Annotated in this window: 19 protein-coding genes; 13 read left to right on the top strand and 6 right to left on the bottom strand. The window is 69.7% G+C overall.

From position 1 onward, the window contains the following. The first annotated feature begins 397 nt into the window (after positions 1 to 397). The 6 genes from G6O69_RS14650 (at position 398) to G6O69_RS14625 (ending at position 7,711) form a co-directional block, all read left to right on the top strand. Entirely contained in the window at positions 398 to 1,378 is a 981-nt protein-coding gene (locus G6O69_RS14650) for a serine/threonine-protein kinase (protein ID WP_176396834.1), read from the top strand. A gap of 28 nt (positions 1,379 to 1,406) precedes the next feature. Beyond that, positions 1,407 to 2,696 carry a penicillin-insensitive murein endopeptidase gene (locus G6O69_RS14645; RefSeq protein WP_172304120.1) on the top strand — a complete coding sequence of 430 codons (1,290 nt, stop codon included), beginning with the start codon at positions 1,407 to 1,409 and terminating at the stop codon, positions 2,694 to 2,696. A 330-nt stretch (positions 2,697 to 3,026) separates the two neighbouring features. After that, positions 3,027 to 3,410, top strand: coding sequence for a hypothetical protein (locus G6O69_RS14640; RefSeq protein WP_172304119.1), 384 nt, complete (start codon positions 3,027 to 3,029; stop codon positions 3,408 to 3,410). A gap of 82 nt (positions 3,411 to 3,492) precedes the next feature. Beyond that, the gene (locus G6O69_RS14635; protein WP_172304118.1) at positions 3,493 to 5,214 is read left to right on the top strand and encodes a hypothetical protein; all 1,722 of its coding nucleotides are present in this window, start codon (positions 3,493 to 3,495) and stop codon (positions 5,212 to 5,214) included. Further along, positions 5,214 to 6,167, top strand: a complete 954-nt coding sequence (locus tag G6O69_RS14630) for a hypothetical protein (protein ID WP_172304117.1) — start codon at positions 5,214 to 5,216, stop codon at positions 6,165 to 6,167. The genes G6O69_RS14635 and G6O69_RS14630 overlap by 1 nt, the downstream gene beginning before the upstream one ends. After that, positions 6,164 to 7,711, top strand: a complete 1,548-nt coding sequence (locus G6O69_RS14625) for a radical SAM protein (RefSeq protein ID WP_172304116.1) — start codon at positions 6,164 to 6,166, stop codon at positions 7,709 to 7,711. Before G6O69_RS14630 ends, G6O69_RS14625 begins: the two co-directional genes overlap by 4 nt. A 12-nt stretch (positions 7,712 to 7,723) precedes the next feature. Here the strand turns inward: G6O69_RS14625 and G6O69_RS14620 are convergent, their stop codons facing one another. Then, positions 7,724 to 8,449 carry a suppressor of fused domain protein gene (locus G6O69_RS14620; RefSeq protein WP_172304115.1) on the bottom strand — a complete coding sequence of 242 codons (726 nt, stop codon included), beginning with the start codon at positions 8,447 to 8,449 and terminating at the stop codon, positions 7,724 to 7,726. Further along, a complete protein-coding gene (gene serC, locus G6O69_RS14615; RefSeq protein WP_172304114.1) occupies positions 8,446 to 9,588 on the bottom strand; it encodes a 3-phosphoserine/phosphohydroxythreonine transaminase in 1,143 nt (380 codons plus the stop codon). The genes G6O69_RS14620 and serC overlap by 4 nt, the downstream gene beginning before the upstream one ends. Before the next feature lie 48 nt (positions 9,589 to 9,636). On the opposite strand from serC, the gene G6O69_RS14610 reads away from it, so the two are divergent. Further along, on the top strand, positions 9,637 to 10,218 hold the full coding sequence (locus G6O69_RS14610; RefSeq protein WP_346017045.1) for a peptidylprolyl isomerase: 582 nt from the start codon (positions 9,637 to 9,639) through the stop codon (positions 10,216 to 10,218). Between the two features lie 110 nt (positions 10,219 to 10,328). Further along, positions 10,329 to 13,943, top strand: a complete 3,615-nt coding sequence (locus G6O69_RS14605; RefSeq protein WP_172304112.1) for a chemotaxis protein CheB — start codon at positions 10,329 to 10,331, stop codon at positions 13,941 to 13,943. A gap of 28 nt (positions 13,944 to 13,971) precedes the next feature. On the opposite strand, the gene G6O69_RS14600 is transcribed toward G6O69_RS14605, so the two are convergent. Further along, positions 13,972 to 14,913, bottom strand: coding sequence for an alpha/beta hydrolase (locus G6O69_RS14600; RefSeq protein WP_172304111.1), 942 nt, complete (start codon positions 14,911 to 14,913; stop codon positions 13,972 to 13,974). Between the two features lie 69 nt (positions 14,914 to 14,982). Here G6O69_RS14600 and G6O69_RS14595 point away from each other — a divergent pair, with 69 nt between their 5' ends. Together G6O69_RS14595 and G6O69_RS14590 are read left to right on the top strand one after the other, a co-directional pair. Beyond that, positions 14,983 to 15,675 (top strand): hypothetical protein, encoded by a 693-nt coding sequence (locus G6O69_RS14595; RefSeq protein WP_217909834.1) that lies wholly within the window; start codon positions 14,983 to 14,985, stop codon positions 15,673 to 15,675. Between the two features lie 95 nt (positions 15,676 to 15,770). Continuing rightward, entirely contained in the window at positions 15,771 to 17,246 is a 1,476-nt protein-coding gene (locus G6O69_RS14590; protein WP_172304109.1) for a wax ester/triacylglycerol synthase domain-containing protein, read from the top strand. 6 nt (positions 17,247 to 17,252) lie between these two features. Here G6O69_RS14590 and G6O69_RS14585 read toward each other — a convergent pair whose 3' ends face one another. Then, complete coding sequence (locus tag G6O69_RS14585; protein ID WP_255215779.1) at positions 17,253 to 17,831, bottom strand: cyclic nucleotide-binding domain-containing protein; 579 nt, start codon at positions 17,829 to 17,831, stop codon at positions 17,253 to 17,255. Positions 17,832 to 18,108: 277 nt separating this feature from the next. Here G6O69_RS14585 and G6O69_RS14580 point away from each other — a divergent pair, with 277 nt between their 5' ends. Then, a complete protein-coding gene (locus G6O69_RS14580; RefSeq protein WP_172304108.1) occupies positions 18,109 to 19,269 on the top strand; it encodes a vWA domain-containing protein in 1,161 nt (386 codons plus the stop codon). Here the strand turns inward: G6O69_RS14580 and G6O69_RS14575 are convergent. After that, positions 19,251 to 22,187, bottom strand: coding sequence for a serine/threonine-protein kinase (locus G6O69_RS14575; RefSeq protein WP_172304107.1), 2,937 nt, complete (start codon positions 22,185 to 22,187; stop codon positions 19,251 to 19,253). The two genes, G6O69_RS14580 and G6O69_RS14575, sit on opposite strands and share 19 nt — an antisense overlap. Positions 22,188 to 22,256: 69 nt before the next feature. Here G6O69_RS14575 and G6O69_RS14570 point away from each other — a divergent pair, with 69 nt between their 5' ends. After that, complete coding sequence (locus G6O69_RS14570; RefSeq protein ID WP_172304106.1) at positions 22,257 to 22,820, top strand: hypothetical protein; 564 nt, start codon at positions 22,257 to 22,259, stop codon at positions 22,818 to 22,820. Here the strand turns inward: G6O69_RS14570 and G6O69_RS14565 are convergent. Then, a complete protein-coding gene (locus tag G6O69_RS14565) occupies positions 22,786 to 24,306 on the bottom strand; it encodes a hypothetical protein (RefSeq protein WP_176396832.1) in 1,521 nt (506 codons plus the stop codon). The two genes, G6O69_RS14570 and G6O69_RS14565, sit on opposite strands and share 35 nt — an antisense overlap. Positions 24,307 to 24,412: 106 nt before the next feature. Between G6O69_RS14565 and G6O69_RS14560 the strand changes: the two genes are divergently transcribed. Continuing rightward, positions 24,413 to 24,763, top strand: coding sequence for a hypothetical protein (locus G6O69_RS14560; protein WP_172304105.1), 351 nt, complete (start codon positions 24,413 to 24,415; stop codon positions 24,761 to 24,763). The last annotated feature ends 2 nt before the right edge of the window (positions 24,764 to 24,765 follow it).

Here is a 24,765-nt window from a genome sequence, read left to right as displayed (position 1 = left end):
GTCCGCACGCGTTCGCGACGAGCGAGCGCGGCTCGGGCCTGGGCGAGCGGCGACACGCTCGCGTGTCCAGAGCATCCCCCCGGGTATCGACCTGCGCTGCGTCGCCACGCGCTCGCGCCTGCGCTGAAGCTCGCGCCTGCTCGTGAGCGGCGCCGTCATCATCGCCGGCGCTTCCTGCAACACCTACTCACAATACGTATAAAAGGATACAAAAACATGTCCCAATTCAAAACCTCGACAATCACACAGACTTCATGAGACCATAAGAAAACGAACCTTCGATAAATCGCGAGCAAAAAACCTGTACCCCAGCCCGCGAGACGCGAAAGAGGAGACTCCCATGGTGTCCAAATACACGTTGGAGCGCGAATTCGAGCGACGAAAAATTCGCTTCGACTTGGGCCTGGTCGAAACCTTCGAGCCCATCCCCGTCGACGCGAAGGGTCGCTTCACGCTGCTCGATCGCCTAGGCGGCGGTGGCGCAGGATCGGTCTTTCTTGCCCGTGACAACGCCCTGGAGCGCCTAGTTGGCCTCAAGGTCGTCTGCGAGAGCGGGCGCGTCGAGGCCCACAAGCGCGCTCGCCTGCTGCGCGAGGCTCGAGCCATCGCCAGGGTCAAGCACGACAACGTCATCGTGATCTACGACGTCGGCGAGACCTCGGCGGGTGAAGTCTACATCGCAATGGAGCATGTCCGGGGCGGGACACTTCGCGAAATACAGGCCCATTTGGAGCTCGAGGACATCCTCGATTTATATATACAGTCCGCGCGAGGGCTCGGCGCAATTCATGACAGAAATATAGTCCATCGTGACTTCAAGCCCGAGAACGTGCTCATCGACGACGCCTCCAATCGCGCGGTGATCATCGACTTCGGCCTCGCGGGGATCGATCAGACCAGGTCCGCGGGCGGCGGCGAGGAGCCGGTGACCCGGGCCGTGGGCGGCACCCCTGGCTACATCGCCCCCGAGCAGGCCCGCGGCGAGGTGACCCCGGCGAGCGATCAGTACGCCTTTTGTGTGGCGCTGTGGGAGGCCGTCACCGGCGAGCGACCGGGGCCCGGGGGCGCGCGTTCGTGCGCGACCCCGGGGCCGCCAGCGTGGCTGCGCGGGATCTTGACCCGGGGTCTGTCGCCCGCGCCGGCGAAGCGCTGGCCGAGCATGAACGCGCTGATCCAGGAGCTCGAGCGCCGCCGTCGCTGGCTGCGCTCGTGGCCGCTCCTCGCGGGCGTCGACCTCGAGGCCGGCACGGGCTCGCGGGAGGCCCCCTTTGCCTGGGCGGGCGTCGTGGTCTATCGCCCCGAGGCCTGGCGCGCCCGCGCGAACATGCGTTGGTCGCGGGCGCTGACTTCGCTGCTGACTTGGGTCAACTCGAGCTGAGCGCGGCTGCTACCATGGGGGGCCGCCCATGCCCCTGGCGAAAGCAGCTCTGGCTGGGCTCTTGCTCATCGAGCCCGCGCTCCACCTCGAGCTCCCCGAGGGGGTCGAGGCCGGCGACGTCGTCCAGGCCACGTGGCTGCCGGCGATCGACGCCGAGACCGTCGAGGTCCCGCCCTGGCAGCGGCTGTGGCGTGGCGACGAGACCGAGTACATCGAGCGCGGCCGGTGGATCCGCCACCGCACCGGGCCGCGCGAGACCCTGGCCGACATCGCCGCGCGCTACGGCGTGCTCGAGACCCACGAGCTGCGCGAGTGGAACCCCAAGACCCTGGCCGAGCGCCGCCGCTACGTGCGTGAGGACGTCGAGCTGCGCGTCAAGGCGACCCGCGTCCCGCCGCCGCGCGTCCGCCTCGAGCTGCGCGCCGAGCCCGGGCAGAGCTGGGAGCGCCTGGCCGTCGACTACCGCGTGGATGTCCGCGACCTCAAGCACTACAACGACGCCAGCGAGGAGGACAGCATGGCCCCCCTCGAGCCCGGGCGCGCGCTGATCTTGTGGTTCGACCCCGCCCTGGCCTGGACCGTCAACCGCGAGCTCGGCCCGGCCATCGACCCCGCGTGGTTCGACATCCCGCAGACCGCCAAGAGCCACGGGCACCCCAACAAGGGGCGGATCCGCGGCGAGCCGGTCCAGCTCCCCGAGCTCCCCCAGCTCTACACGCGCCGCTTCGATCGCATCGCCCACGGCAGCAGCCACGCCGTCGAGGTCATCGTCACGGCCTTCGCCAACTTTCGCCACGACACCGGCTACGCCGGCGAGGTCATCGTCGGCTCCCTGTCCCGGCCCCGGGGCGGGCGCTTCCCCCCGCACCGCTCGCACCAGTCGGGCCGCGACGTCGACATCCGCCTCCCGCGGCTGCCCTGGTTCGAGCCGACCCTCTCGCCTCGCCCCGAGGAGGTCGACTGGCGCGCCACCTGGGCGCTGATCGACGCCTTCTTGGCCACCGGTCAGGTCGCGATGATCTTCTTGGACCACGACCTCCAGCGCCCGCTCTACTACGCGGCCCTGTCCATGGGCGCGAGCGTCGAGGAGCTCGACGAGATCATCACCTGGCCGGTGCGCGGCGGCGGCAAGGGCAAGAAGCTGATCCGTCACGCCCGCGGCCACGACGGACACATCCACGTGCGCATCAAATGCGGCGAGGACGAGCCGACCTGTCGCACGCGGCGGCGCTGGCGAGCCCAGCCCCCGGCATCGTCGCCGACACCCTCGCCCTCGCCCTCCCCCTCGCCCTCCCCCTCCGCGACAACGTCACCCTAGGAGCCCGTGGTGAAACCCAACACGACACCTCGCTTGGTCTTTTCGCCGAGGGCTTTGTCGCCAAAACTTGCAGTACACCCGGTACAGCGGCGTTTTGGCTTCGCGCCCTCGACGAAAATCCCGGCGCGAGGAGCCGCGCTGGGTTTCACCACGGGCTCCTAGCGCCACACGCCCGATCAAACCGGATTGACCCCGTTCAGTCCAGTCGGTCCCGCGCCCCTTCCCCGCGCCGGGGTGCCCTCTCGAGGCGCGAGGAAGCTCTTGCGCCCAGCCCAACTCGGACCGACGGCGCAGCCTCAGTGCTGGTACCATGCGCCGCAGGAGCTCAGGATGTTCAAGTTCGTCAAAACCAGTGGAAACGATACCCGCGCCGAAGGCCTCCTCTACCTCAATGGGAAGACCTTCGCCGCTGTCTCTGGCGGCTATGGCAACGGCGCGCTGTCCAACGGCAGCTACAGCGTCAAGGTCACCCGCGCGGTCGAAGGCAAGCACCTCAAGTCCGGCTTCCAAGCTGGCGGCGTGGGCTTCTTCATCCCGATCGAGCACACCAGCGACTCGAGCCGCAGCGGCCTGGGGATTCACCCCGACGGCAACAAGCCTGGCACCCTCGGCTGCATCGGCATCAGCGCCAAGGATGCCTCGAACTTCCTCAAGGCCTGGACGCGCATGTCCCTGGGCAGCCGGCCGACCAAGCTCATCGTCAGCGGGCCCTGAGCCCGCCCCTCGACGCCGGCACACGCTGGCGCCGAGCAAAAACTGCGCGCTTGCAGCATGCGCGCTTCGCTAGGGTGCCAGCGTGTTCGGTCGACGCCAGAACATTCGCTGGCTCCCCCGTTTTTGGCTGGTCAACATCCGCTTCATCGGCGTCGTCGCGCTGGTCGCTGCGCTCGTCTCACCGAGCCTCGCCTGGGCCGGAAACGACCTCGAGTGGGTCGAGGTCGAGCTGCGCGTGGCCGCCGACGGCCAGGCAGAGGTCGGCTACACCACCCGCTGGCGCAGCGGCGGGGACATGCATGGGTTCTACTTTCAGGGCACCGCGGGCCAGCCCGAGTGGATCCCCGAGCGCTGCGTCGCCGAGCTCCCCGGCGGCGAGAACGTCCCCCTGGAGGTCAAAGATCTCGGCTCGCGCTGGGACATCGTCCTCGACGAGGGCAGGAGCTGGGGCCCGGGCGAGGGCACCTACTTCTTCAGCTACCGCGTCGACCTCGGCGCCTCGGGCAACCTGGCGCGGACGACCTCCGACGAGGGGGAGGCCCTGGTCGTCCTCAATTGGTCTCCGGTCGAGTGGGATGAGGCCCTCGAGCACGAGACCCTGAAGGTGATCTTCGAGTCGGTCCCGACGCCGCTGGGTGAGCAGGACCTCGAGATCGCCACGAGCCTCGGCCTGCGCACCGAGCCTTGGGTCAACAGCCGCTATCAGATCGTCTACGAGGGCATCGCCGGGCCCAGCTCTTTTGGCGCGACTGGCGACTCGGGCCAGCTCTCGATCCTCCTGCATCGAGACGAGGTGCGCACTCGAGAGGATCACCGCGTGCAGCTCTACCTCCCGGAGCGCTACTTCGAGCAGCTCTCGGCGCCGAACAGCGCGAGCGCGGGGGGCTCGAGGTCCTCGAATTCGGGCTCGAGCACCAACTTCAAACCCCATGAGCCGGGCTGGCCCGATCTGCTGGTCATCACCGGGCTGCTGGGCATGGCCGCCTTCATCACGCTGCGCAAGCACAAGGGTCTGGCCCAGGCCGCGGCGACCGCCCCCGACATCTTGTGGGAGCGCAACGACTGGGAGCCGCCCAAGATCCGCGTGTCGACCTTCCGGGTCGTGGGCAAGGTCGCCACGCTCACCGAGATCGAGGCCCTCGTGGTCCTCGGTCTGCCCTTTGGCGTGCTCACCCAGATGGTCATCGACACCCTGGCGGCCAAGGGCCACGTCACCCTCGGCAAGGGCGGTCAGCTCGCCCGGACCGCCGACCAGCCAGAGGATCCCTACCAGCGCTTCGTCTGGGATCAGCTGCCCATCGCGCTCGCCAAGCCGCCCGAGTCACTGGCCAAGGACTTCGGCGAGCTGCTCGTCGGCACGATCCAGCGCAAGGCCTGGGACGCCGACCTCGAGGCCACGGCCGAGCACTACCGCGCGCAGCTTCGCGCGCGCTACCCCACCCCCTTCGAGCTCGACGACCCGAAGCTGCCCAAGCCGGACGAAGGGGCCGCGCGCCAGACCGAGCTCTTCTACGCCTGGTGGCTGTGGCAGCACCATGGGGCCGAGTCCAACCTGTGGCTGCCGACGAGCTTTGGCCGCCACTTCGCGCCCAGCTACACCTTCGCGGACGCGGACCACTCCTACCTGAGCTTCGGCGAGCAGGACTTCGTGACCGCCTACGAGCACTCGGCGTGTCACTCCGCCTGCCACTCCGCGTGTCACTCCGCCTGCCACTCGGCGTGTCACTCCGCCTGTCACTCGGCGTGTCACTCCGCCTGCCACTCCGCCTGCCACTCCGCCTGCGTCTCGGGAGGATCTCACTGATGTCTGTGTGGCCCAGCCAAGCCGAGCGCACGAGCTTGCGCTTCGTCTTCATCCCCAAGCTCCCGCTGCTCCTGCGCTACCTGATCGCGGCGGCCGCGTTCTCGGTCGGCGGGTACTTGTTGTTCTTCTACTACAGCGACATCGGCGAGGGGCTCTTCTATATACCGCTGCCCTTCTTGTTCGCGCACCTGGTGCTGTGGACGAGGTCGCAGACCAACGCCCCCGGCGGCGCGACCCCGAACAGCAAGGACCTCAACTGGGTCCCCGTCGACGACGACTGGCCAAAGAAGCTCCAGCAGATCGAGGCCAAGGCCAGGGCCTGGGACCTCACGCCCTGGGAGATCACCAATTGGCAGGGCATCCTCACCGCCATCGTCGTGATTGGGCTCCCGGCCTTCGCCATCAGCAGCCTGCGCGGCCTCGAGAGCCCGAGCTTCGTCCTCCGCAGCCAGGTCATGCTCATGCTCACCCTCGCGCCGATGTGGCTCAGCGGCACCCGCTCGATCTGGCACCCCAGCGAGCTCAGCCTCAAGCTCGACGCCCTCGCCAACGCACGCAAGCGCGCCAAGGAGCACAGTGATCGCTTCGAGATCGTGACCTTGATGGCCCTGACCGAGACCCGGCGCGGCAAGTACCCCGTCGACGTGCGGATGATGCTGCGGCCCAAGGCCGGCGCCGAGGGCTTCATCGGCGTCCAGATCCAAGTCGCCCTCAACAACGTCCAGGGCAGGGACTACCCCTATCTCTACTGCGTCATCCTGACCGAGGAGAAGGGCCGGCTGCCCGAGCTCGTCCAAAGGCCCGGCCTCGTCATCGAGCCGGGCAGCGGCTCCGGGGCCCAGTACCTCGTGGTCCGCCAGCGCGCCGATAACAGCGGCGGCTGGCACACCTCGAACGCCGACATCTTTCGGATCCTCAACCACACGCTGAAATTGACCGAGGGCATGGCATGAAGCGTCTGCTACGCGCGCTCGAGGGTTTGGGCCGCCGCGCCCCGAAGCTCGAGCTCGAGGCCCAGAACCTCGCCCTGAACCTGCCCACGCCGCGCCCCGACGGCCCGATCCTCGTCGAGCTCGGCCCCGAGCAGCCCCACCCCATCGACCTGCGCTGGGTCGACGAGCTCGTCACCAACTTGCGCCCGCACGTGATGCTCCGGCCCGAGGACGAGCTGCTGATCGTCGTGCCCAACAGCCCGCACAAGATGAACGCCACGGCCCTGCGCGTGCTCGCGGCGATGATCGAAGGTGGCGCGACGATCGCCGACGTGCTCGCCCGCGAGGGCGACTCGGCCCAGCGTCGCCGCGAGCTGCACTGGTTCTTCAGCGACCTCCACGCCCTGCTCGAGGGCCGCCTGGGCGAGGGCCACGGCCGCCGGGCCGTGCAGACCGAGGCCTTCTCCGCCGACTTTTGCCGCTACCCGGTGATCTCCGAGATCGCCTTGACCTACCGCTGCAACCTCAGCTGCGAGTTTTGCTACGCCGGCTGCGAGGCCACCGGCTTGCCCGCGGGCTGGTCCGAGGACGCGACCATGTCCGACGACGAGGTCTGCCGCGCCCTCGACATCATCCGCCGCGACGGCCGCTGCCCGAGCGTGTCCTTCACCGGCGGCGAGCCGACCACCCGCCCCGCCCTGCCGCGCTTCGTGGCCCACGCCAAGGGCCTGGGCATGAAGGTCAACATCATCAGCAACGGCCAGCGCCTCGGGCCCAAGCTCGTCGCCGCCCTCGCCGCGGCCGGCCTCGACTCGGCCCAGCTCAGCCTCGAGGGCCCGAGCCCCGAGATCCACGACACCATCGTCCGCCGCCCCGGCGCCTTCGACCGGCTCTTTGGCGCCGTCGAGCGCCTGCGCGCCGCGGGCATCCGCGTCCACACCAACACCACGATCAGCCGCTCCAACGTCGAGCACCTCGAGGCGATCGTCGACCGCATCGCCGACGCCGGCCTCGCGCGCCTGACGATGAACCTGATCTTGCCCTGCGGCACCGCCAAGGACGGCCAGGACGGGCTCCAGCTGCGCTACAGCGACATGGGCCCGATCCTCCTGCGCGTCCGCGAGCGCGCCGCGGCGCGCGGCGTCGAATTCATCTGGTACTCGCCGATCCCCGCGTGCGTGTTCAACACCGTGGCCCACGGCCTTGGCAACCAAGGCTGCGCCGCCGCCGACGGGCTGATCCACGTCAACCCGGCCGGCGACGTGCTGCCCTGCTCGAGCTTCGACCACCACGAGAGCCTGGGCAACCTGCTGCGCGACGGCTTCGACGCGGTCTGGCAGTCGAAGACCGCCCGCTTCTTCCGCGACAAGCAGATGAGCCCGGCGAGCTGCGAGGGCTGCCCAAACGCGGCCTTTTGCCAGGGCGCGTGCACGCTCTACTGGCGCGAGGTCGGCCTCGAGGAGCTCGGCGGGCAGGCGGCGGACCGACCGCCCAAGCCACCAGGCTGGGCGGCCGCGACCCGCACGCCCGAGGGCCGGGTGCACCTGCCGATCTTGGCTGGCTGAGCCAGCTCGCGCTCACAGCTCGATGCCGAGCTTATAGCGCCGCAAGATCTTGCTCTTTTGCGGATCGTCCAAAAACGACCCGCGCGCCGGATCGCAGATCCCCAGCCCCTCGAGCTCCGCCAGGCAGGGCACCAGCGCGCCGAGCTCGAGCTTGGAGAGGATCTCGAGCTCGTCGGCGGTCACGGCGATCAGCCGCAAGAAGAGCAGCGAGCCGTTGATCGTGTCGATCTTGCCCAGGGCCGGATCGGGCACGCAGACCAGCGCGCTGAGCTTGCAGTCGTCAGGGCCGTCGCTGCCCGGCGGGACCAGGGGCGCGCCGAGGTCGAGGATGTGCCCGGAGTCGAAGCCGCCGCCCGTGCTCAGGGCGTGGTGACCCAGGGCCTGCATCAGCTTGAGCGGCCACAGCGGCGGATGCTCGTTCAAGCTCCCGTCGGGGTTGTCGGCGGGCAGGCGAAAGCTCAGCTCGAAGCCGAAGCCCGACAGGTCCGGGTCCGGCGCGCTCTTGTCGAACAGCTCGGACAGGCCGTAGCTGACGTAGAGCCACCCCGCCGGCGCCCGGGTCTCGAACACGGTGATCGCCGGCAGCGGGCTGGGCTCGTCGAGCTCGTAGGGCGTGCGGCTGGCGAACTGGTGGGGGGTCGCCGCGGGGAAGTGGGTCGTGACCCAGCGATCGATGGCCTGCCAGCCCGGCGCCTCGCTGATGTCGACGCCCTGAGTCTCGTCGCGCTCGTCGCTCACGCCTTGCGCTCGAATTCCGCCATGAAGTCGACGAGCTTGGTGACGCCCTCGACGGGGAAGGCGTTGTAGATCGAGGCCCGGCAGCCGCCGACGCTGCGGTGGCCCTTGAGGCCGTCGAGGCCCGCGGCCGCGGCCTCGCTCAAGAAGCGCTTGGTCAGGGCCTCGCGCTCGGCCTCGGGGGCGCCGCCCAGGGTCCAGGTCACGTTCATGCGCGAGCGCGAGTCGGCCCTGGCGTGGGGGACGTAGAGCGAGGAGCCGTCGAGGGCGGCGTAGAGGGCGTCGGCCTTGGCCATGTTGCGCGCGGCCATGGCCTCGACGCCGCCGTGGGCCTTGACCCACTCGAGCACGAGCTCGAGCACGAGCACGCCGAAGGTGTTGGGCGTGTTGAACAGGCCGCCGGCGTCGGCGTGGGTCTTGTAGCGCAAGATGTTGGGCACGCCGGCCGGGACCTCGCGCTCGAGCCAGCTGCGATCGATCCACACCAGCGTGACCCCCGACGGCCCGAGGTTCTTCTGCGCCCCGGCGTAGCCGATGGCCGCGCGCTCGAGGCCCATGGGGCGGCTGCCGATGTCGCTGCTCGCGTCGACGACCAGGGGCACGTCGACCTCGGGCATGGTCGCGTACTCCGTGCCGTAGATCGTGTTGTTGGAGGTCAGGTGGAGGTAGGTCGCGTCGGCGGGCAGCGCAGGCAGCGCGGGGATGTGGTCGTAGCCGCTCTGCTTGGCGCTGCTCACCACCACCGTCTCGTGCCCGCGGCCGCCCGCGGCGATCTCACGGCTCTCCTTGATCGCCTTGCTCGACCACGCGCCCGTGTCCGCGTAGCAGAGCTTCGCGCCCGGCGTCGCGAAGTTCAGGGGCACCATCGCAAACTGCAAGGACGCGCCGCCTTGGAGGAGCAGGACCTCGTGGGTGTCGGGAATCCCCAGTACTTCGTGGGAGAGCGCGATCGCGGCCTCGTGGACCGCCGCGAAGGGCTTGCTGCGGTGGGAGATCTCGAGCAGCGACAGGCCAATCCCAGGCGCGCCGGGGGCGTGGCCGTCGGCTCGAAGCTCGCGCACGGCCTCGGCCGCGCGCTCGAACACCTCGGGGGGAAGGATCGCGGGGCCAGCCGAGAAATTGTAGATCGGGGTGGCAGCCATGGCGCCGAGGCTAGATCGCCACCCGAGCGGATGGTAGCGTCTGCATCCGTGCCCCATCGCACGAGCTTCCCCCCAGTCAAGGAGCTGATCCCCGGTGATGGCGAGCTGGTTGCGACCTTCGTGACGAGCATGGGCGACTTCCGAGTGCGACTGCTCGAGCGCCTCGCCCCCAACACCGTGTCCAGCTTCGTCGGCTTGGCCACTGGCCTCGGCGAGTGGGTCGACCCCAACACCGGGCAGACCGGCAGCGGTGGCTATTTCGACGGTGTCATCTTTCACCGCGTCATCCCCGGGTTCCTGATCCAAGGCGGCGACCGAACTGGCACCGGGCGCGGGGACCCCGGCTACACCTTCGACGACGAGTGCTCGCCCGAGGCCGCGCACGACCGGCCGGGCAAGCTGTCCATGGCCAACGCGAGCGTGCGAGGCGGGCGGGGCACCAATGGCAGCCAGTTCTTCATCACCCTCGGCGCGGCCTCACACCTCGACGGAAAACATACGGTCTTCGGCGAGATCATCGAGGGCATGAGCATCGTCGAGGGCATCGGCAACGTCCGGACGACCACCGAAGATCGCCCGCTCCAGGACGTTCGCATCGACCGCGTCGACGTCGCTCGCGTCGACGGCTGACGCGGCGCAATCTCGGGCGCGGCCGGCTGCTCGGCCGGTGTTCGTATGCGCCAACTGCGGCGAAAAATACGCGCTTTTGTGGCGCTGCGTGCATGACACTATCCACGCTCATGCCCGAAGAGACCGAGGCCGGCTCCCCCTTCCCAGTCCGCATCGTTGGCGTTGGAGCCTCCGCCGGCGGACTCGAGGCGCTCGAGCAGCTCTTCCGCGCGATGCCCGAAGACACGGGCATGGCCTTCGTCGTGGTTCAGCACCTCTCGCCCGACTTCAAGAGTCAGATGGACGAGCTGCTGTCGCGCTGGACCAAGCTCGAGATCCACATCGCCGAGCACGAGATGCCCCTCGAGCCCGACGCGATCTATCTGATGCCGCCCAACGCGGAGCTGATCATCGCCGACGGCCGCCTGCTGCTCAAAGAGCGCAGCGAAGGCCTGGCCCTGCCGATCGACCAGTTCCTGCGCTCCGCCGCCCGCGACCTGGGCGAGCGTGCCGTGGCGATCATCCTCTCGGGCACCGGCAGCGACGGCTCACGCGGCATCCGCGAGGTCCACACCGCCGGTGGCCTCGTGATGGTCCAAAGCGAGGAGTCGGCCAAGTTCAACGGCATGCCCAAGAGCGCGATCGAGACGGGCATGGCCGACTACGTGGGCGCACCTCGGGATCTGCCCGAGATGCTCTTGCGCCACTTCGACAAGCACCGCCCGCTGGCCGAGGGCGCGACGGACCCGGCCGAGGCCGTCAAGCTCGGCGGCATGCGGGCGGTGTTCGCCCTGCTCCACGAGCGCTACAACATCGACTTTTCGGCCTACAAGCCCGGGACCATCGGCCGCCGCACCGAGCGGCGGCTGATGATCAATCAGTCGGAGAACCTCAGCGAGTACATCGAGCGCCTGCGCAGCGATCGCAGCGAGCTCGACGCGCTCTATCAAGATCTGCTGATCGGGGTCACCGGCTTCTTCCGCGACGCCGAGGCCTTCGATCTGCTCGAGCGCGAGATCCTCCCGCAGCTGGTCAGCGAGGCCAACTCCGGCCGAGAGCTGCGCATGTGGGCGGCCGGCTGCGCGACGGGTGAAGAGGCCTACTCCCTGGCCCTGCTGACCGCCGAGGCGATCGAGCGCAGCGGCCGGACCCTGACCGCAAAAATCTTCGCGACCGACGTCCACCGCTCTTCGCTCGACTACGCGAGCGCGGGGATCTACCCCGAGGCCGAGCTCACCGAGGTCGGCCAGGGCCGGCTCGAGCGCTTCTTCAGCCGCGAGGAGCACGGCTACCGCGTGTCCGCCGAGCTCCGGCGGATGATCGTGTTCACGCCCCACAACGTGATCCGCGACGCGCCCTTCACCAAGCTCGACCTGGTCAGCTGCCGCAACCTGCTGATCTATTTTCAGCCCACGGTCCAGCGCAAGGTGATGTCGCTGTTCCACTTCGGCCTGCGCACCGGCGGCGTGCTCTTCCTCGGGCCGAGCGAGACCCCTGGCGACCTCGGCGACGAGTTCGAGCCCATCGACCAGCACTGGAAGATGTTCCGCAAGCGCCGGGACGTCCGCCTGCTCCCGGGCCTGCGCGGCTCGCATATCGCCGCGCCGATCGCCCCGGTGCTGTCGAGCCGCACGCCCAGCAACGACAGCCCGCTCTTCGAGGTGTTCAGCGGTCTGCTCGACATGTCGCTGCCCCCGAGCGTGCTGCTCGACGCCCACCACCAGGTCGTGCACAGCTTCGGCGACATCACCCCGCTGCTGCGCCTGCCCCGGGGTCGCCCCTCGCTGAGCCTGCTCGACATGCTCGAGGGCGAGCTCAAGCTCGCTACCGCCGGCGCGCTGCATCGCGCGGCCCGCTCGCGCGCGCCCGTGTCCTTCACCGGCGTCAACGCGGGGACCAGCTTCAGCGACCGCGTGCTCGACATCCGCGTGACCCCCGTCGAGGTCACGCGCATGGCCGAGCCCTTCTTCCTGGTCTCGATCGGCGACAGCAGCGAGCCCCCGGCCCTGACCCGCATCGAGGACGAGGCCCTCGACCTCGACGCCGTGTCCCGCGACCGCCTCGAGGCCCTTGAGCACGAGCTCCAGCGCACCAAGGAGAACCTCCAGGCGACCATCGAGGAGCTCGAGGCCAGCAACGAGGAGCTCCAGGCGACCAACGAGGAGCTGCTCGCCAGCAACGAGGAGCTCCAGAGCACCAACGAGGAGCTGCACTCGGTCAACGAGGAGCTCTACACGGTCAACGCCGAGTTCCAGCACAAGATCGGCCAGCTCACCGAGCTGACCGACGACATGAACAACCTGCTGGTCAGCACCGAGGTCCACACCCTCTTCCTCGACAACCTGCTGTGCATCCGCAAGTTCACCCCGGCCATGGCCGAGGTCTTCAACCTGCGCGACGGCGACATCGGCCGGCCGATCGAGGGCTTCGCCCACAACATCTCGATCGAGAACCTCGGCGACATCCTGACCCGGACCCGCGACAGCGGCCAGCGCTACGAGGCCGAGGTCGAGAGCCGTCTGGGGCCCTTCTTGCTGCGCGTGCTGCCCTACCGCGGGCGCCGGGGCGCGGGCGGCGTGGTCGTGACGCTGATCGACATCACCAAGCTGCGCGAGGCCGAGCAGGCCCTGCGCCAGCAGATCCAGCTACGCGACCGCTTCTTGGCCATGCTCTCCCACGAGCTGCGCAACCCCCTGGCCGCGGTCAACAACGCCCTGACCCTGGTCGATCGCCGCCTGCCCGAGAGCGACGACGGCCAGCTGCGCAGGCCGCTGGCGTTGATCGCCCGCCAGTCGCGGCACATGCAGCGCCTGCTCGACGATCTGCTCGACGTCTCGCGGGTGACCCAGGGCAAGATTCACCTGCGCAAGCAGGTCTTCGACCTGTGCGCCCTCGCCCGCGACGCCACCGAGCAGTTCCGCGTCCAGGCCCGAGAGCGCGAGCAGAACTTCAGCGTCGAGCTGTGCGAGCAGCTGTGGATCAACGGGGACAACGCGCGGATCCTCCAGATCCTCGACAACCTGCTGACCAACGCGGTCAAGTACACGCAGCGGGGCGGCAATATCCGGTTCCAGCTCACCGCCGAGGGCGACCAGGCCAAGATCATCGTCCGCGACGACGGGGCGGGCATCGACACCCAGACCCGGGCGCAGATCTTCGACATGTTCATGCAGGCCGACACCACCTTGGACCGCAGCCAGGGCGGGCTCGGCGTCGGCTTGACCCTGGTCCACAACCTCGTCGAGCTCCACGGCGGCCACATCGAGGTCCACAGCGAGGGCCTCGGCCAGGGCAGCGAATTCGTCGTCACCTTGCCCCGCGTCCCGGCCCCGAACAGCCTCCTCACCGAGGCGGCCATCACCAATGCGCCCCACCTGGGGCCGACCAAGCTCGCCCTCGTCGAGGACCGCCCGGAGATCCGCGAGACCCTCGCCGAGCTCCTGCGCGACGACGGCTACCAGGTGTTCACGGCCTCCAACGGCCAAGCTGGCCTCGAGCTGATCCGCAAGGAGCGCCCCGATGTCGCCGTGCTCGACATCGGCCTCCCGGGCATCGACGGCTACGAGCTCGCCCGGCGGCTGCGCGATGATCCGGCGACGCGCAAGCTCCCGCTGATCGCCATGACCGGCTACGGCCGCGGCGACGATCGCGAGTCCGTGCGCGCGGCCGGCTTCGACGAACACCTCGTCAAGCCCGTCGACGTCAACGAGGTCATCGCGGCCCTGCGACGCCTCGGCCAGAGCTGAGGCCGGGGCCCCTCGCGGAGCTCGGCGCTCAGGCGTCGACCTCGGCGAGGCGTTCGAACCAGGCCGCGTTGAACACCTTGGCCTGCTCGAGCTGCGGCGCGTGGCCAGCGTCGGGGATCACGACCAGCTGCGCGAGCGCGCCGAGCTCCTCGCGCAGGCGGTTGGCGCTGAGCAGCGGGAAGATCTCGTCGTGCTCTCCCCAGATGATCTGCGTGGGCTCCCGCGGCACCCACTCGTGGGCGCGCAGCTCGTCGATGTCGCCCTGGATCGAGGCGAGCATGCGCTCACGAGCCTCGCGGTGCGCCCGATAGAAGTGCTCGAGGACCTGGGCGCGGATGAAGCGAGGCACGCGGGGCGGCCGAGCGTAGGCCAGGTCGAAGAGCCGGCGGACCTCGTCTGGGGTCCGGGGCAGCAGCAGCTCGGACATGCTCGACACGCCGTAGGCCGCCCGCAGCTCGTCTTGGTCGCTGGCCAAGAAGGCCCGGCCCGGGCTCGACACCAAGGTCACGCTGCGCACCCGCCCCGGCCAGATCGAGAGCAGCTCGTGCGCGACCATGCCGCCGTAGGAGATCCCGATCATGTGGAGCTCTTCGATCTCCAGCGCGTCGAGCAGCGCGGCCATGGCCCGCGCCTGGTCTGGGATCGTGACCTGGTCCGCCGGCGCCTCGGAGCCGCCGAACCACAGCAGGTCGGGGACGATCGGCGCGTAGCCCGATTTGACGAGCGCGGGTACCTGGCGGTGCCACTGCCAGATCCCCGACGCGCCAAAGCCGTGCAACATCAGCACGGGTGTGCCACCCGCGGCACACCATGCGTGCACACGCGCCTCACCGAGTTCGTAGCGCCGCGCGTCCAGCCCCGCCCGCGCAAACTTGCGCTCCAGGCCGCGCTCACGCTGCGCCACGAAGGCGCAGGCAGCCGGCGCGAGGGCGGCGAGGGTCATCCAGCTGCGGCGAGAAGAGCGAGTCAATGGGCGTGCAGGGGGCTTTAGAGGGTCGGGCATGCGTTCGGCACAGACTTTGCTGTGTAACCAGTCATGATGGAAGCACGCGCCTATTTCAACAAGCACCCCCGCCGGACCCCCATGTACACCCTCGGCTGTGTCGGCGCGCTCTCCTTGTGTCTCGGCATGTCGAGCCTGGTCAGCGCCAACGGACCGAGCGGCGCCCCGGATGGTGACTTCACCGTGGCCAGCGACGAGCTCGGGCCGCGCGACGAAGCGAGCGAGGACGGTACGGCCCAGGACGACGCCGACGCGCAGCCCATGGCCGCGAGCGAGGCGACGGTCTCGGCCTACTCCGCGACCTGGACCTACGCCGACGGCGGCAGCGGCCGCGACGAGGTCCGCGCCGCGATCGAGCGCGCGACCGAGGACATGGACCTGGTCTCGGGCAAGGTCGCCCGCGAGCGCCTCGAGGACGGGCTGATCCCCAAGGACAGCGACACCATTGCGATCGCCATGCACAGCGACAGCGTCGACCTCAACCTCTCGGGCTGCCCCGGCATCCAGGGCGCGCAGTTTGGTGAGTGGGTGTCGTGGACCTGCGACGGCGAGTCCTTCCGGACCAAGCACGTGCTCGGCGAAAAGGCGCTCACGCAGTGGTCGAAGAGCGACGCGGTCCAGATCAAGCGGCGCTACGTGGTCGACGGCGACAAGCTGACCCTGCACTTCAAGCTCAGCCACGGAAAGATCCCCGAGGCCGTGCACTTCTCCCTGCACTACAGCCGTTGAGCGCCGCCACCTCCCCTTCCCAGCTGCACCCCACCAGACCGCCGCCACCCGTGCCAACCTCGCCAACCTCGCCAACCTCGCCAACCTCGTCCACAGTGGAACACGCTCGACGAGCCAAGACCCTCACCGGCCTCGACGCGAACTTTTTGTACCGCGAGTCCGTGGGTCCGGCGATGCACACCATCAAGGTGCTCGTGTTCGAGCCGGGCTCGAGCGCCCGGCTGAGCTGGTCCGTGCTCCGCAAGCGCGTGCTCGACGTGGCCCAGCGCCTCCCTCCGCTGCGACGCCGCCTGCTCCGCGTCCCGGGCGGCCTGCATCACCCGCGCTGGCTCCACTCGAAGATCGAGATCGACGAGCACCTGCACCACATCGAGTGCAGCGGCGGCATGCCCCTCGAGTCCCTCGACAAGCTCGTCGGTCTGCTGCTCGAGCGTCGCCTGCCCCGAGACCGCCCGCTGTGGTCCGCCCATGTGGTCACCGGCCTCGAGGGGGAGCGCGCCGCGGTCATCGTCCGCCTGCACCACACCCTCGCCGACGGCCAGGCCTCCGTGGCCCTGCTCGACGCCCTGAGCACAGCCACCCGCGGGCGCTGGACGCCCCCTCCCGCGCGCACCCGCGAGCTCCCGACCCTCGGCCCCAGCCGCCTCCGCCTCGCCCTGCGCGGGCTGTGGTCACGGCTGCTGGCGATCCTGAGCCTGCCCGCGCTGATCGTCCGCAGCGCGCTGCGCTGGCTCCGGGCGCGTCGCCGCGAGCGTCCCGCCAAGGCGCTCTTCTCGGGGGCCCAGACTTTCTTCAATGGTGAGCTCGGCCGCGCCCGATTGTTCACCCACCTCGAGCTCCCCCTCGACGAGCTGCGCGCGATCAAGGCCGGCTTCGACGTCAGCTTCAACGACGCCCTGCTCGCCATCGTGTCCGGCGCCTGCGCGACCTTGCGCGACGCCGAGCTGCTGCGCGGGCCCTCGCTGACCGCGTCCATGCCCATGGCCAGCGCCATCGATGACGCTGACAATGACGAGGGTGACGACAGCTCACGCCGGCGGCTGCTCGGCAACGCCTTGGCCAACGCCGTCGTCGATCTCCACGATGACCTCCTCGACCGCCGCGCTCGCGTCGCGGCCATCGCCCAGAGCACCCGGGCGGCCAAGGCCGACAACCAGCTGCGCGGCCCTCGGCGGCTGATCGAATGGTCCGAGCACAGCAGCGTGCTGTGGCAGCGCATCACCAAGCGCCTGCTCGGGTGGACCAGCGTCCCGCCCCTGAACCTGATCGTGTCCAACGTCCGCGGCCCCGGCGAGCACGTCTACATCGGCCGGACCCGGGTCGACGAGATCTGGTCGGTCGGCCCGCTGGTCGAGCGCGTCGGCCTCAACCTCACGGCGTGGAGCTACGCCGGGCGCGTGTTCTTGTCCCTGCAGGCCGACGGCTCCCAGTGGCCACACTCCCTGCTCCACCAGCTGCGCGACGCCATCGTCGAGGAGCACCGCCAGCTGCTGCGCGCCGCCAAGGCCGACCCCAAGGCCGACCCCAAGGCCGAACCCAAAGCCGAAGCAGACGAGACCCGCGCCGCCTGAGCGCGCTCAGAACTTCGAGGTCGCCGTCAGCATCATCAGCCGGTCGTTCGAGTCGCGCAGGCGCGCGCTCAGCCCCCGGACGAAGCGCCACAGCAGCTCGTAGGCGAGCTCGCGGTCGACGAACATCAGGTCGCGCAGGTCGTGCTTGGGCAGCTTGAGCAGGCGCGCGGCCTCGTGGCAGACGGCGTCCGCCGAGCGCGGGATGTCGTCGTCGATCAGCGACATCTCGCCAAAGTGCTGACCCTCGCGGAGCACGGCGAGGGCCTCCTCACCCATGCCGCTGACGTTGCGAGAGATGCGGATCGCCCCCGAGACCACCAGGTAGAGCCCGTCGCCCTCGTCGCCGTGACAAAACACGTACTCGCTCTTGGCGTACTCGTACTCCGCGGCCTGCTTGGCGATGCGATCGAGGTGCGTGGGCAGCAAGCCGGCGAAGAGCGGGATCTCTTGCAGCGCCGTCTTGATCTCGTCCTGGCTCATGCGCTGACTCGGAGACGTCACCAGCTTTCCGCCGGTCAGCTCCTTCGACTTCGCAATCGGGGCGTCGTCGTCGACGATGCCGAACTCTTCCAGGCCCGAGGTCATCGTCGGACAGGTTATCCGAGCGGTGGGGTGATCCCAAAGCTTCCGGTGAGCCCCAAACCCGTCCTCAGCGCCTGCGTCCGGCCGCGCGCGCGAGCAGACCGAGGGTGACGCTCGGATTCGCTTGCCTACAATTTATTTTGTTAGTTATTTGATTGGATACGCGAGAAGCCATGGCCGTTCGGACACTGTCCAAAATGGCGAATATCGCGGAAATGAGCACTTTTTGATGATATCACCAGCCTTTTCATATCAAGATTTTGATGTATCTTGAAGCACGATGAATTCAGGCAATGTTCTCCCCTGCCTCTTGCTTGGAGCGTGCATCGGCCTGCCGGCTTGCGTGGGCGGGGCCGAGCCCGAGGCGTTCGAATTCGCCGGCGAGGGAGAGACCCAGGGGGGCGATGAGCTCGGCGACGAGCTGGGTGACGAGCTGGGCGACGAGGGCCAGGGCGAGGTCCCGCGTGCCCCCACGGACGCGGCCGGCGACGAAGACACGGGAGAGAGCGAGGGCGGGAGCGGACAAGAGAGCGAGGCGGGGAGCGACGAAGGCGACGCGGCCTGTCTGGAGTTCTCGAACAACCTCGCCCCCGTCCCGCCCAGCGTGCTCTTCTTGCTCGACCGCTCGGGCTCGATGACCAACGTGGGCTTCGACCCCGAGGAGCCCGACAAGACCCGCTGGCAGAGCCTCCACGAGGCGGTCGAGGCCGTGCTCCTCGACGCGGGCATGGAGGCCTACGTCGAGTTCGGCGCCAAGACCTTCTCCACCAAGGGCTGGGGCGAGTGCGGCGTGTCCCCGCAGCTCGACGTGGGGATCGAGCTCGGCAACGCCAGCACCCTGCTCGCGACGATCCCCGCACCCACGGAGCAGGTCAACGGCGGGACCCCGACCCTCGCGGCGCTCTCGGTCGGCCTCGACACCATGCGCGACTACCAGGGCGCGGGCAGCAAGGCCGTCGTGCTGATCACCGACGGCAGCATCGGCTGCGCCGAGGATCCGCAGGCCGCCCTCGCCGAGGCCGTCGCGGCCCTGAGCCAGGCCCGCGAGGTCGACGGGATCGCCAGCTACGTGGTCGGCATCGCCCCGACCTACAGCTCGGCCAAGGCCCAGCTCTCTGCCATGGCCGTGGCAGGCGGCGGCGCGGAGGACTACTTCGAGGCGACCAACGCCGACGCCCTGGTCGCGGCCCTCGAGGCCGTCGTCGACGCGTCCTACGCCGACAGCTGCCTGCTCCAGTTCGACCAGGCCCCGAGCGCCCCGCACCTGACTCGGGTCGAGGCCGGCGGGCAGAGCTGGCCCGAGGTCGAGGACTGCGACAGCGGCGACGGCTGGGTGTGGGCCAACGACGCGATGACGCGCATGCAGCTGTGCAACGCCGCCTGCGACGTGCTCCTCGACACCCACGACGTGAGCGTCGAATTCTACTGCGACCCGGGCTGAGCGGCCGCGGGTCGCCCCTGGCGGAGGTAGGCGTGGAGCCAGCGCTCGGCCTCGGTGAGCTGGGGGCTGGACAAGTCGGGGTGGGCCGCGAGCAGCTGGCGCGCCTGCTCGGCGAGCTGGAAGGCCAGCCCATGCTCACCCTTGGCGGCGGCGAGGCGGGCCTCGGCGTAGCCCAGCAGCCCCATGTTGGCGTCTTCGTTCAGCACGCCCTCCCCCTCGCTCAGGGCGCGGGCCTCGGCGAGCGATCTCTCCGCCTCGCGCAGCCTCCCCCTGGCCATGTTCACGCGGGTCAGCTGCAGGGCGTAGGCGAAGCGCTGCGAGGGTGAGCCCGAGCGCTCGGCCTCGCGCAGCGAGGTGGTGATCGCCTCCGCCGCGGCCTCGAGCTCCCCCGCGCACAGCAGCGCGTCGCTGAGCAGATAGAGCGCGAGCATGGTGTCGTAGTGCGCGGGCCCGCGCACCGCGGTGATGATCTCCAGCGCCCGCTGGGCCGTGTCGACCGCCCGGCTGCCCTCGTCGAGCATCACGTAGACCCGCGAGAGGTTGGCGAGGCCGTGGCCGACGTAGAGGTTGTCGGGGCCGAACTCGCGCTCGCGGATCGCCAGCGCGCGCTCGTAGCTGCGCCGCGCCCCGGCGAAGTCCCACAGGTTTTGCTGGGCCACGCCGAGGTTTTGCAGCGCGTCGGAGACCTCCGGATGGACGGGGCCGAAGACCGCCTCGCGTCGGGCCAGGAGCTCGGAGAAGCGCGCCTTGGCCGTCTCCCAGTCCCCCGCGGCGCCGGCGAGCAGCCCGGCCGCGTTGAGCATGCCCAGGCGCAGGCGGTGGCTGGGAGCGAAGCGATCCCCCCACGCGGCCTGAGCGTCGTCGTAGCGGTCTCGGCTCTCGACGTAGCGGCCCAGGTGATAGAGGGCCAGGCACTGGCGATAGCGGGCGAGGCCGAGGGCGTAGCTGTCGTCGCCGACGAGCGCGACGGCTCGCGTCGCCGCGTCCAGGGACGCCTGGAACTCGCCCCCACGCTCGAGCACCTCCGCGCGGGTGAGCTCGACCTCCGCGGCCAAGGCAGGATCCCCCGCCCGCTCGGCGATCGCCGCGGCGATGCGCAGCAAGACCAGCGCGTCGTCTTGGCGGGCGTCCCACTCGGCGACGAGCTGGGCGTCGGCGAGGGCCGAGCGGACCGCGAGGTCGTCAGCGCCGATCGCCAGGGCCCCGGTCAGCGCGTCCAAGAACGCGGCCTCGCCAGCGTCGAGCGCCTTGTCCTTGGCGAGGCTGCGCCCCTGGAGGTAGCGCAGCTCGGCCACGAGGGGCGGCCAGCCCTCGGCCTCGACCGCCGCCGCCACGGGCACGAGCGCGCGCCTCACCGCCTCCCAGTCCTCGGCCAGGCTCATCGCCGCGATCGCGTCGAGCTCGGCGGCGAGGCGCTCGACCTGCGCCCGGCTCTCCAGGTCCTCCGGCGGCGCGGCCCCACGCATCAGCCGCTCGAGGTCTTCGCACTCGTCGGGCGCGTCGAGCTCGTCGAAGTTGTCGAGCGCCCCGCGGAGCTGCTCGCCCTCGCCCTCCTCGAGCAGCGCGACGTAGGCCGAGAAGCGCCGGCGCTGGCGCTCGAGGCAGGCGACGCGGCGATCGTGCAGCGCCTCGGACTGCTCCCCGCGCGCGTGGGTGGCCTCGCAGGCGTCGATCCAGCCGTCTCGCCACGCGCCCGACCAGCCGTCGAGGCGCGGGACCAGGCGCGTGAAGGTCCAGGTCGCGCCGGCCCCATCGAGCGCGGCCGCGCGCTCGGCCAGGGCGTCGCGGCGCGCGGGCGTCCAGGTCGATCCCAGGGCCGCGATCGCGTCGTCCTCGGAGCACGGCCCCTCCGCCACGGGCGAGCGCTCGCGGCTCAGGGCCAGCCCCGCGGCGAGCCCGGCGATCACCAGCGCGCCCCAAAAGAGCGGCCGACGCCCGCGCTCCTGGGGCGCCTCGGTGAGCGCGGCGAGCAGCGCGTCCATGTCGGGCCAGCGCGCGCGTGGGTCCGTCGCCAGGCCGCGGGTCAGGGCCTCGTTGATCCTCTGGGGCACGGCGCTGTCGCGAGGCGGCGGCGTCACCTCCCCGCGCGCCACGGCGCGCATCAGCGTCTCGACGTCGTGCCCTACGAAGGGCCGGCGGCCATGGAGCGCCTCGAAGAGCGCCACACAAAACGCGAACTGATCGCAGCGCGCGTCGACCTCGGCCTGGAGGTACTGCTCCGGAGCCATGTACGCCGGCGTCCCCAGCCACGCCCCCGTCCGCGTCAGCGTGCGCCCCCCCAGGACCCAGTCCGGCACCGTCGTCGTGGTCAGCGGCGAGTCCGACTCCTCGTCCTCGACGGTCCGCGCGATCCCAAAGTCGGCGACCCGCGGGCGCCCATCTTCGCCGAGCAAGACGTTGGCGGGCTTGAAGTCGCGGTGGACGATGCCCACCGCGTGCGCGGCCGCGAGCCCGCGCCCGGCGGGGATGAAGCGCGCCAAGACTTCCGACCAGGGCCGAGGCCCCGGGGCGCTGGCCATCCACGCCTCGAGGGTCCCTCCGCGCACGTACTCCATGGCCACGAAGACCTGCTCGGTGCCCTCGACGCCGACGTCGTAGACCCCCACCACGTTTGGATGGTTCAGCTTGGCGATGGCCTGGGCCTCGCGGCGCAGACGAGCACGGCGCGAGCGGGCGCGCTCGTCATCGCCCGTCACTCGGACCAGCTTGAGGGCGACCTTGCGATCGAGCTCCGGGTCGTAGGCGCCCCAGACCACCCCCATGCTGCCCTCGCCGAGGTGCTCGAAGATCAGGTAGCGCCCGACCCTCTTCCCGCCGACAAAGACCTCCTCGTCACCCGGAAAAGCCCGCTGGTCCTCCGTCTCATCGATCCCGGTCGAGCTCGCCCGACCCTTGGCCGTTTGCAGATCCGCAGGCATGGGCCCAGGCCCATGCTATCAAGACCGCGCTTGCCCACGCGCTGCAATCATGGTGATGATGGCGACTCGATGACGACTCCCGGCCAATCTTTCAACCCCTACCAGGCGCCAGTTGCTACCGCCTCGCCCTACGAATCGGCGCTCCCTCCGGAGGCCAACACCTACTGGAGGCAGGGCGATCAGCTCGTCGCCATGAAGGGTGCGATCTTGCCTGCCCAGGTCTGCCTGGCCACGGGCAAGGCCGCCGACGGCGTGGCCGTCACCAAGAAGCTCCAGTGGGCCCACCCCGCCGTGGCGATCGCCATCCTCTTCAACGCGCTGATCTACGTGATCCTCTACCTGGCCCTGCGCAAGCGCGGCTCGCTGACCTACGGGCTGAGCAGTGAGTTCCGCTCGCGCCGGATCAAGGGCATCCTCCTGGCGGTCCTCGGGCCGGTGGTCTGCATCTTGTTGATGGGCGTGGGCGCGCAGACCCAGGGCTTCGAGTGGGCGCTCATCATCGGCGTGATCGCCCTCTTCGCCACGCTGATCGGCGGCATCATGCTCGCGCAGCCCTTCCGCGTGATGAAGATCGACGAGCACCACATCTACCTCAAGCTCAAGCCCGAGGTGTTCTCGGCCCTGGGCCTCTAGCCGCGAGCGCGACCCCGAGGGCCGCGAGTTGCTCGCGCTCCTTGGGCGTCTGCTTGCCGTCGATCGCCGCCAGCTCCTCGAGGCAGCCCAAGGTCCAGCTGCGGACCTCTGGCTCGGCCTTCGAGAGCGTCGCCACGGCCTCGTCGAGGGCGGCCTGGCCGGTCGGCAAGCCACGAAACCACGGCACGAAGCTCTCGAAGGCGACGGGCGACCCCGTCAGGCGGCGCTGGAGCTCGCAGGCATAGACGAGCTCCCGCTCGTCGATGCGTCGGTCCACGCCGACCAGGTGGCGGACGAGCAACATCACCGCCGGCGCCCACCACGGCGGTGCCACAGGTGAGGGCGGTGCCATAGGCGAGGGCGCCGCCACGGGCGAGGGCGCCGGCGCCGCCGGTGAGGGCGCCGCCACAGGCGTTGGCCAGGGTGCAGGCGCGTGAGCGGGTGAGGGTGGCGAAAGCCGAGCTGTCGACGGCGCCGGCCGCCCCGCCTCGACACGAGTTCGCGCGCGCTGACCGAGGGCGAGCAGGGCGTCCGCGGCCTGGCTGGCGGCCCGCGCCGTCGAGCATTGCAAGAAGATCCGCAGCCCGGAGCTCGTCCCCAGCTGCAGCTCCCCGTACTCGACCACCGGGAGCTCGCGGTTGTCGTTGAAGCGGCGATCGGGGCCGCCCCGCTTGTTGACGTAGCGCCACGTCGTGTCGATGACCCGCGCGTCTCGAGGCGGCCTGTCCTCCTCGATGAATCTCGTCGGCTGGGCCTGCACCTGCAGGTGCTCGTAGCCCACGCCAGCGAGGTTGCGGCCGTCCCAAACCAGCAGGCGATCCGGCAAGAAGAGCAGGCGCTGTGGCCCGACCGGGACCGCCCACGGCTCGATGTTCAGCTCGATCCCAGGCAGCGAGCCCGGCCCGGCGCGCGTCGGCGTGCGCTGGATCAGCGTGCTCGCGCCGGCGTTGTGCTTCCAGTCGCTCGTCGCGACGGCGTGGTAGATGTGCCAGAGCGTCGACGCCGAGGCCAGCGCTTCGCCCACGCGCGAGGCCATGGCCAGGCGAGTCGAGATCTCGGGGTTTTCGAGGTCGTAGACCAGCTGTGAGCAGCGCCAGTCACGATCGAAGCGGTAGACCAACACGCCCAGGCCCACGAGGGCGGCGAGCACAAAGCCAGCCAGCGCACCGATGCTCGCCAGGGCATGGACCGCCAACGCGCCCGCGACCCACACGTAGTAGTAGAACACCCGCGGCCGTCTCAGCCGCGCCTGCAGCTCCAAGAGCACCTCGTCGGGAGAGAGCGCGGCCAAGGTCGTGGCCGAAGCCGTGAGGATCTCTCCCGAGGGCTGCGCCGCGTCCGTCAGCGAAGGCATCGCCGCTGACGCGGCAGCGACTTCGGAGCCAGCTCGTCTGCGGTAGTGGAATCCCCTCTCGTCGAAGGAGACCTGCGTGCCGGCGGAGATCCGGCGAGGGCGTGACGCACCAACATGAGGCAGCTTGGGCACGACTCGACCGTGATCGATCCGCCCGAAAGGATCAACGTCGGGGCGTGATCGAGCTCATCACTCGCCCCTCGATCCAAACGCCGTCCTTCTCCACCTCAGCGAAACCATGCCCAAGAAGATCGATGACGTCCTCAACCCCAAACCCAACTCGATCGAAGAAGGAATCCTCGTCGTTCTGAGCCACGCCGCAAAAGAGGGTCTCGCCTTGACCAAGCCCGAGCTCTTGAGCAGCTGCCGCGTCAACTGGCTCGACGTCGCGCCGGTCGGTGAAGGAGGCATCCTGTTGGCCCTCGGAGCGGCGCTCGTCGACTCGGAGCTCGGCATCAGCAAGCACATGGACGAGCAGCGCGAAGCGGCCCTGACCAAATTGGTTGAACAAGGCCGCGTGAAGACCAGGCGTAGCAACGAAGCGCAGTACTACTGGGTCGAGAAACGGCCCGAAGCGCTGACCAGCTGAGC

It is taken from the genome of Pseudenhygromyxa sp. WMMC2535 (assembly GCF_011083025.2).
This window is presented reverse-complemented; position numbering and strand designations above follow the sequence as displayed.

Coding starts and splice junctions, on each gene's coding strand:
- G6O69_RS14645 (WP_172304120.1), top strand. CDS start 1,407: ATGCCCCTGGCGAAAGCAGCTCTGGCTGGGCTCTTGCTCATCGAGCCC.
- G6O69_RS14640 (WP_172304119.1), top strand. CDS start 3,027: ATGTTCAAGTTCGTCAAAACCAGTGGAAACGATACCCGCGCCGAAGGC.
- G6O69_RS14630 (WP_172304117.1), top strand. CDS start 5,214: ATGTCTGTGTGGCCCAGCCAAGCCGAGCGCACGAGCTTGCGCTTCGTC.
- G6O69_RS14625 (WP_172304116.1), top strand. CDS start 6,164: ATGAAGCGTCTGCTACGCGCGCTCGAGGGTTTGGGCCGCCGCGCCCCG.
- serC (WP_172304114.1), bottom strand. CDS start 9,588: ATGGCTGCCACCCCGATCTACAATTTCTCGGCTGGCCCCGCGATCCTT.
- G6O69_RS14605 (WP_172304112.1), top strand. CDS start 10,329: ATGCCCGAAGAGACCGAGGCCGGCTCCCCCTTCCCAGTCCGCATCGTT.
- G6O69_RS14595 (WP_217909834.1), top strand. CDS start 14,983: ATGGAAGCACGCGCCTATTTCAACAAGCACCCCCGCCGGACCCCCATG.
- G6O69_RS14585 (WP_255215779.1), bottom strand. CDS start 17,831: ATGACCTCGGGCCTGGAAGAGTTCGGCATCGTCGACGACGACGCCCCG.
- G6O69_RS14580 (WP_172304108.1), top strand. CDS start 18,109: ATGAATTCAGGCAATGTTCTCCCCTGCCTCTTGCTTGGAGCGTGCATC.
- G6O69_RS14575 (WP_172304107.1), bottom strand. CDS start 22,187: ATGCCTGCGGATCTGCAAACGGCCAAGGGTCGGGCGAGCTCGACCGGG.
- G6O69_RS14570 (WP_172304106.1), top strand. CDS start 22,257: ATGACGACTCCCGGCCAATCTTTCAACCCCTACCAGGCGCCAGTTGCT.
- G6O69_RS14560 (WP_172304105.1), top strand. CDS start 24,413: ATGCCCAAGAAGATCGATGACGTCCTCAACCCCAAACCCAACTCGATC.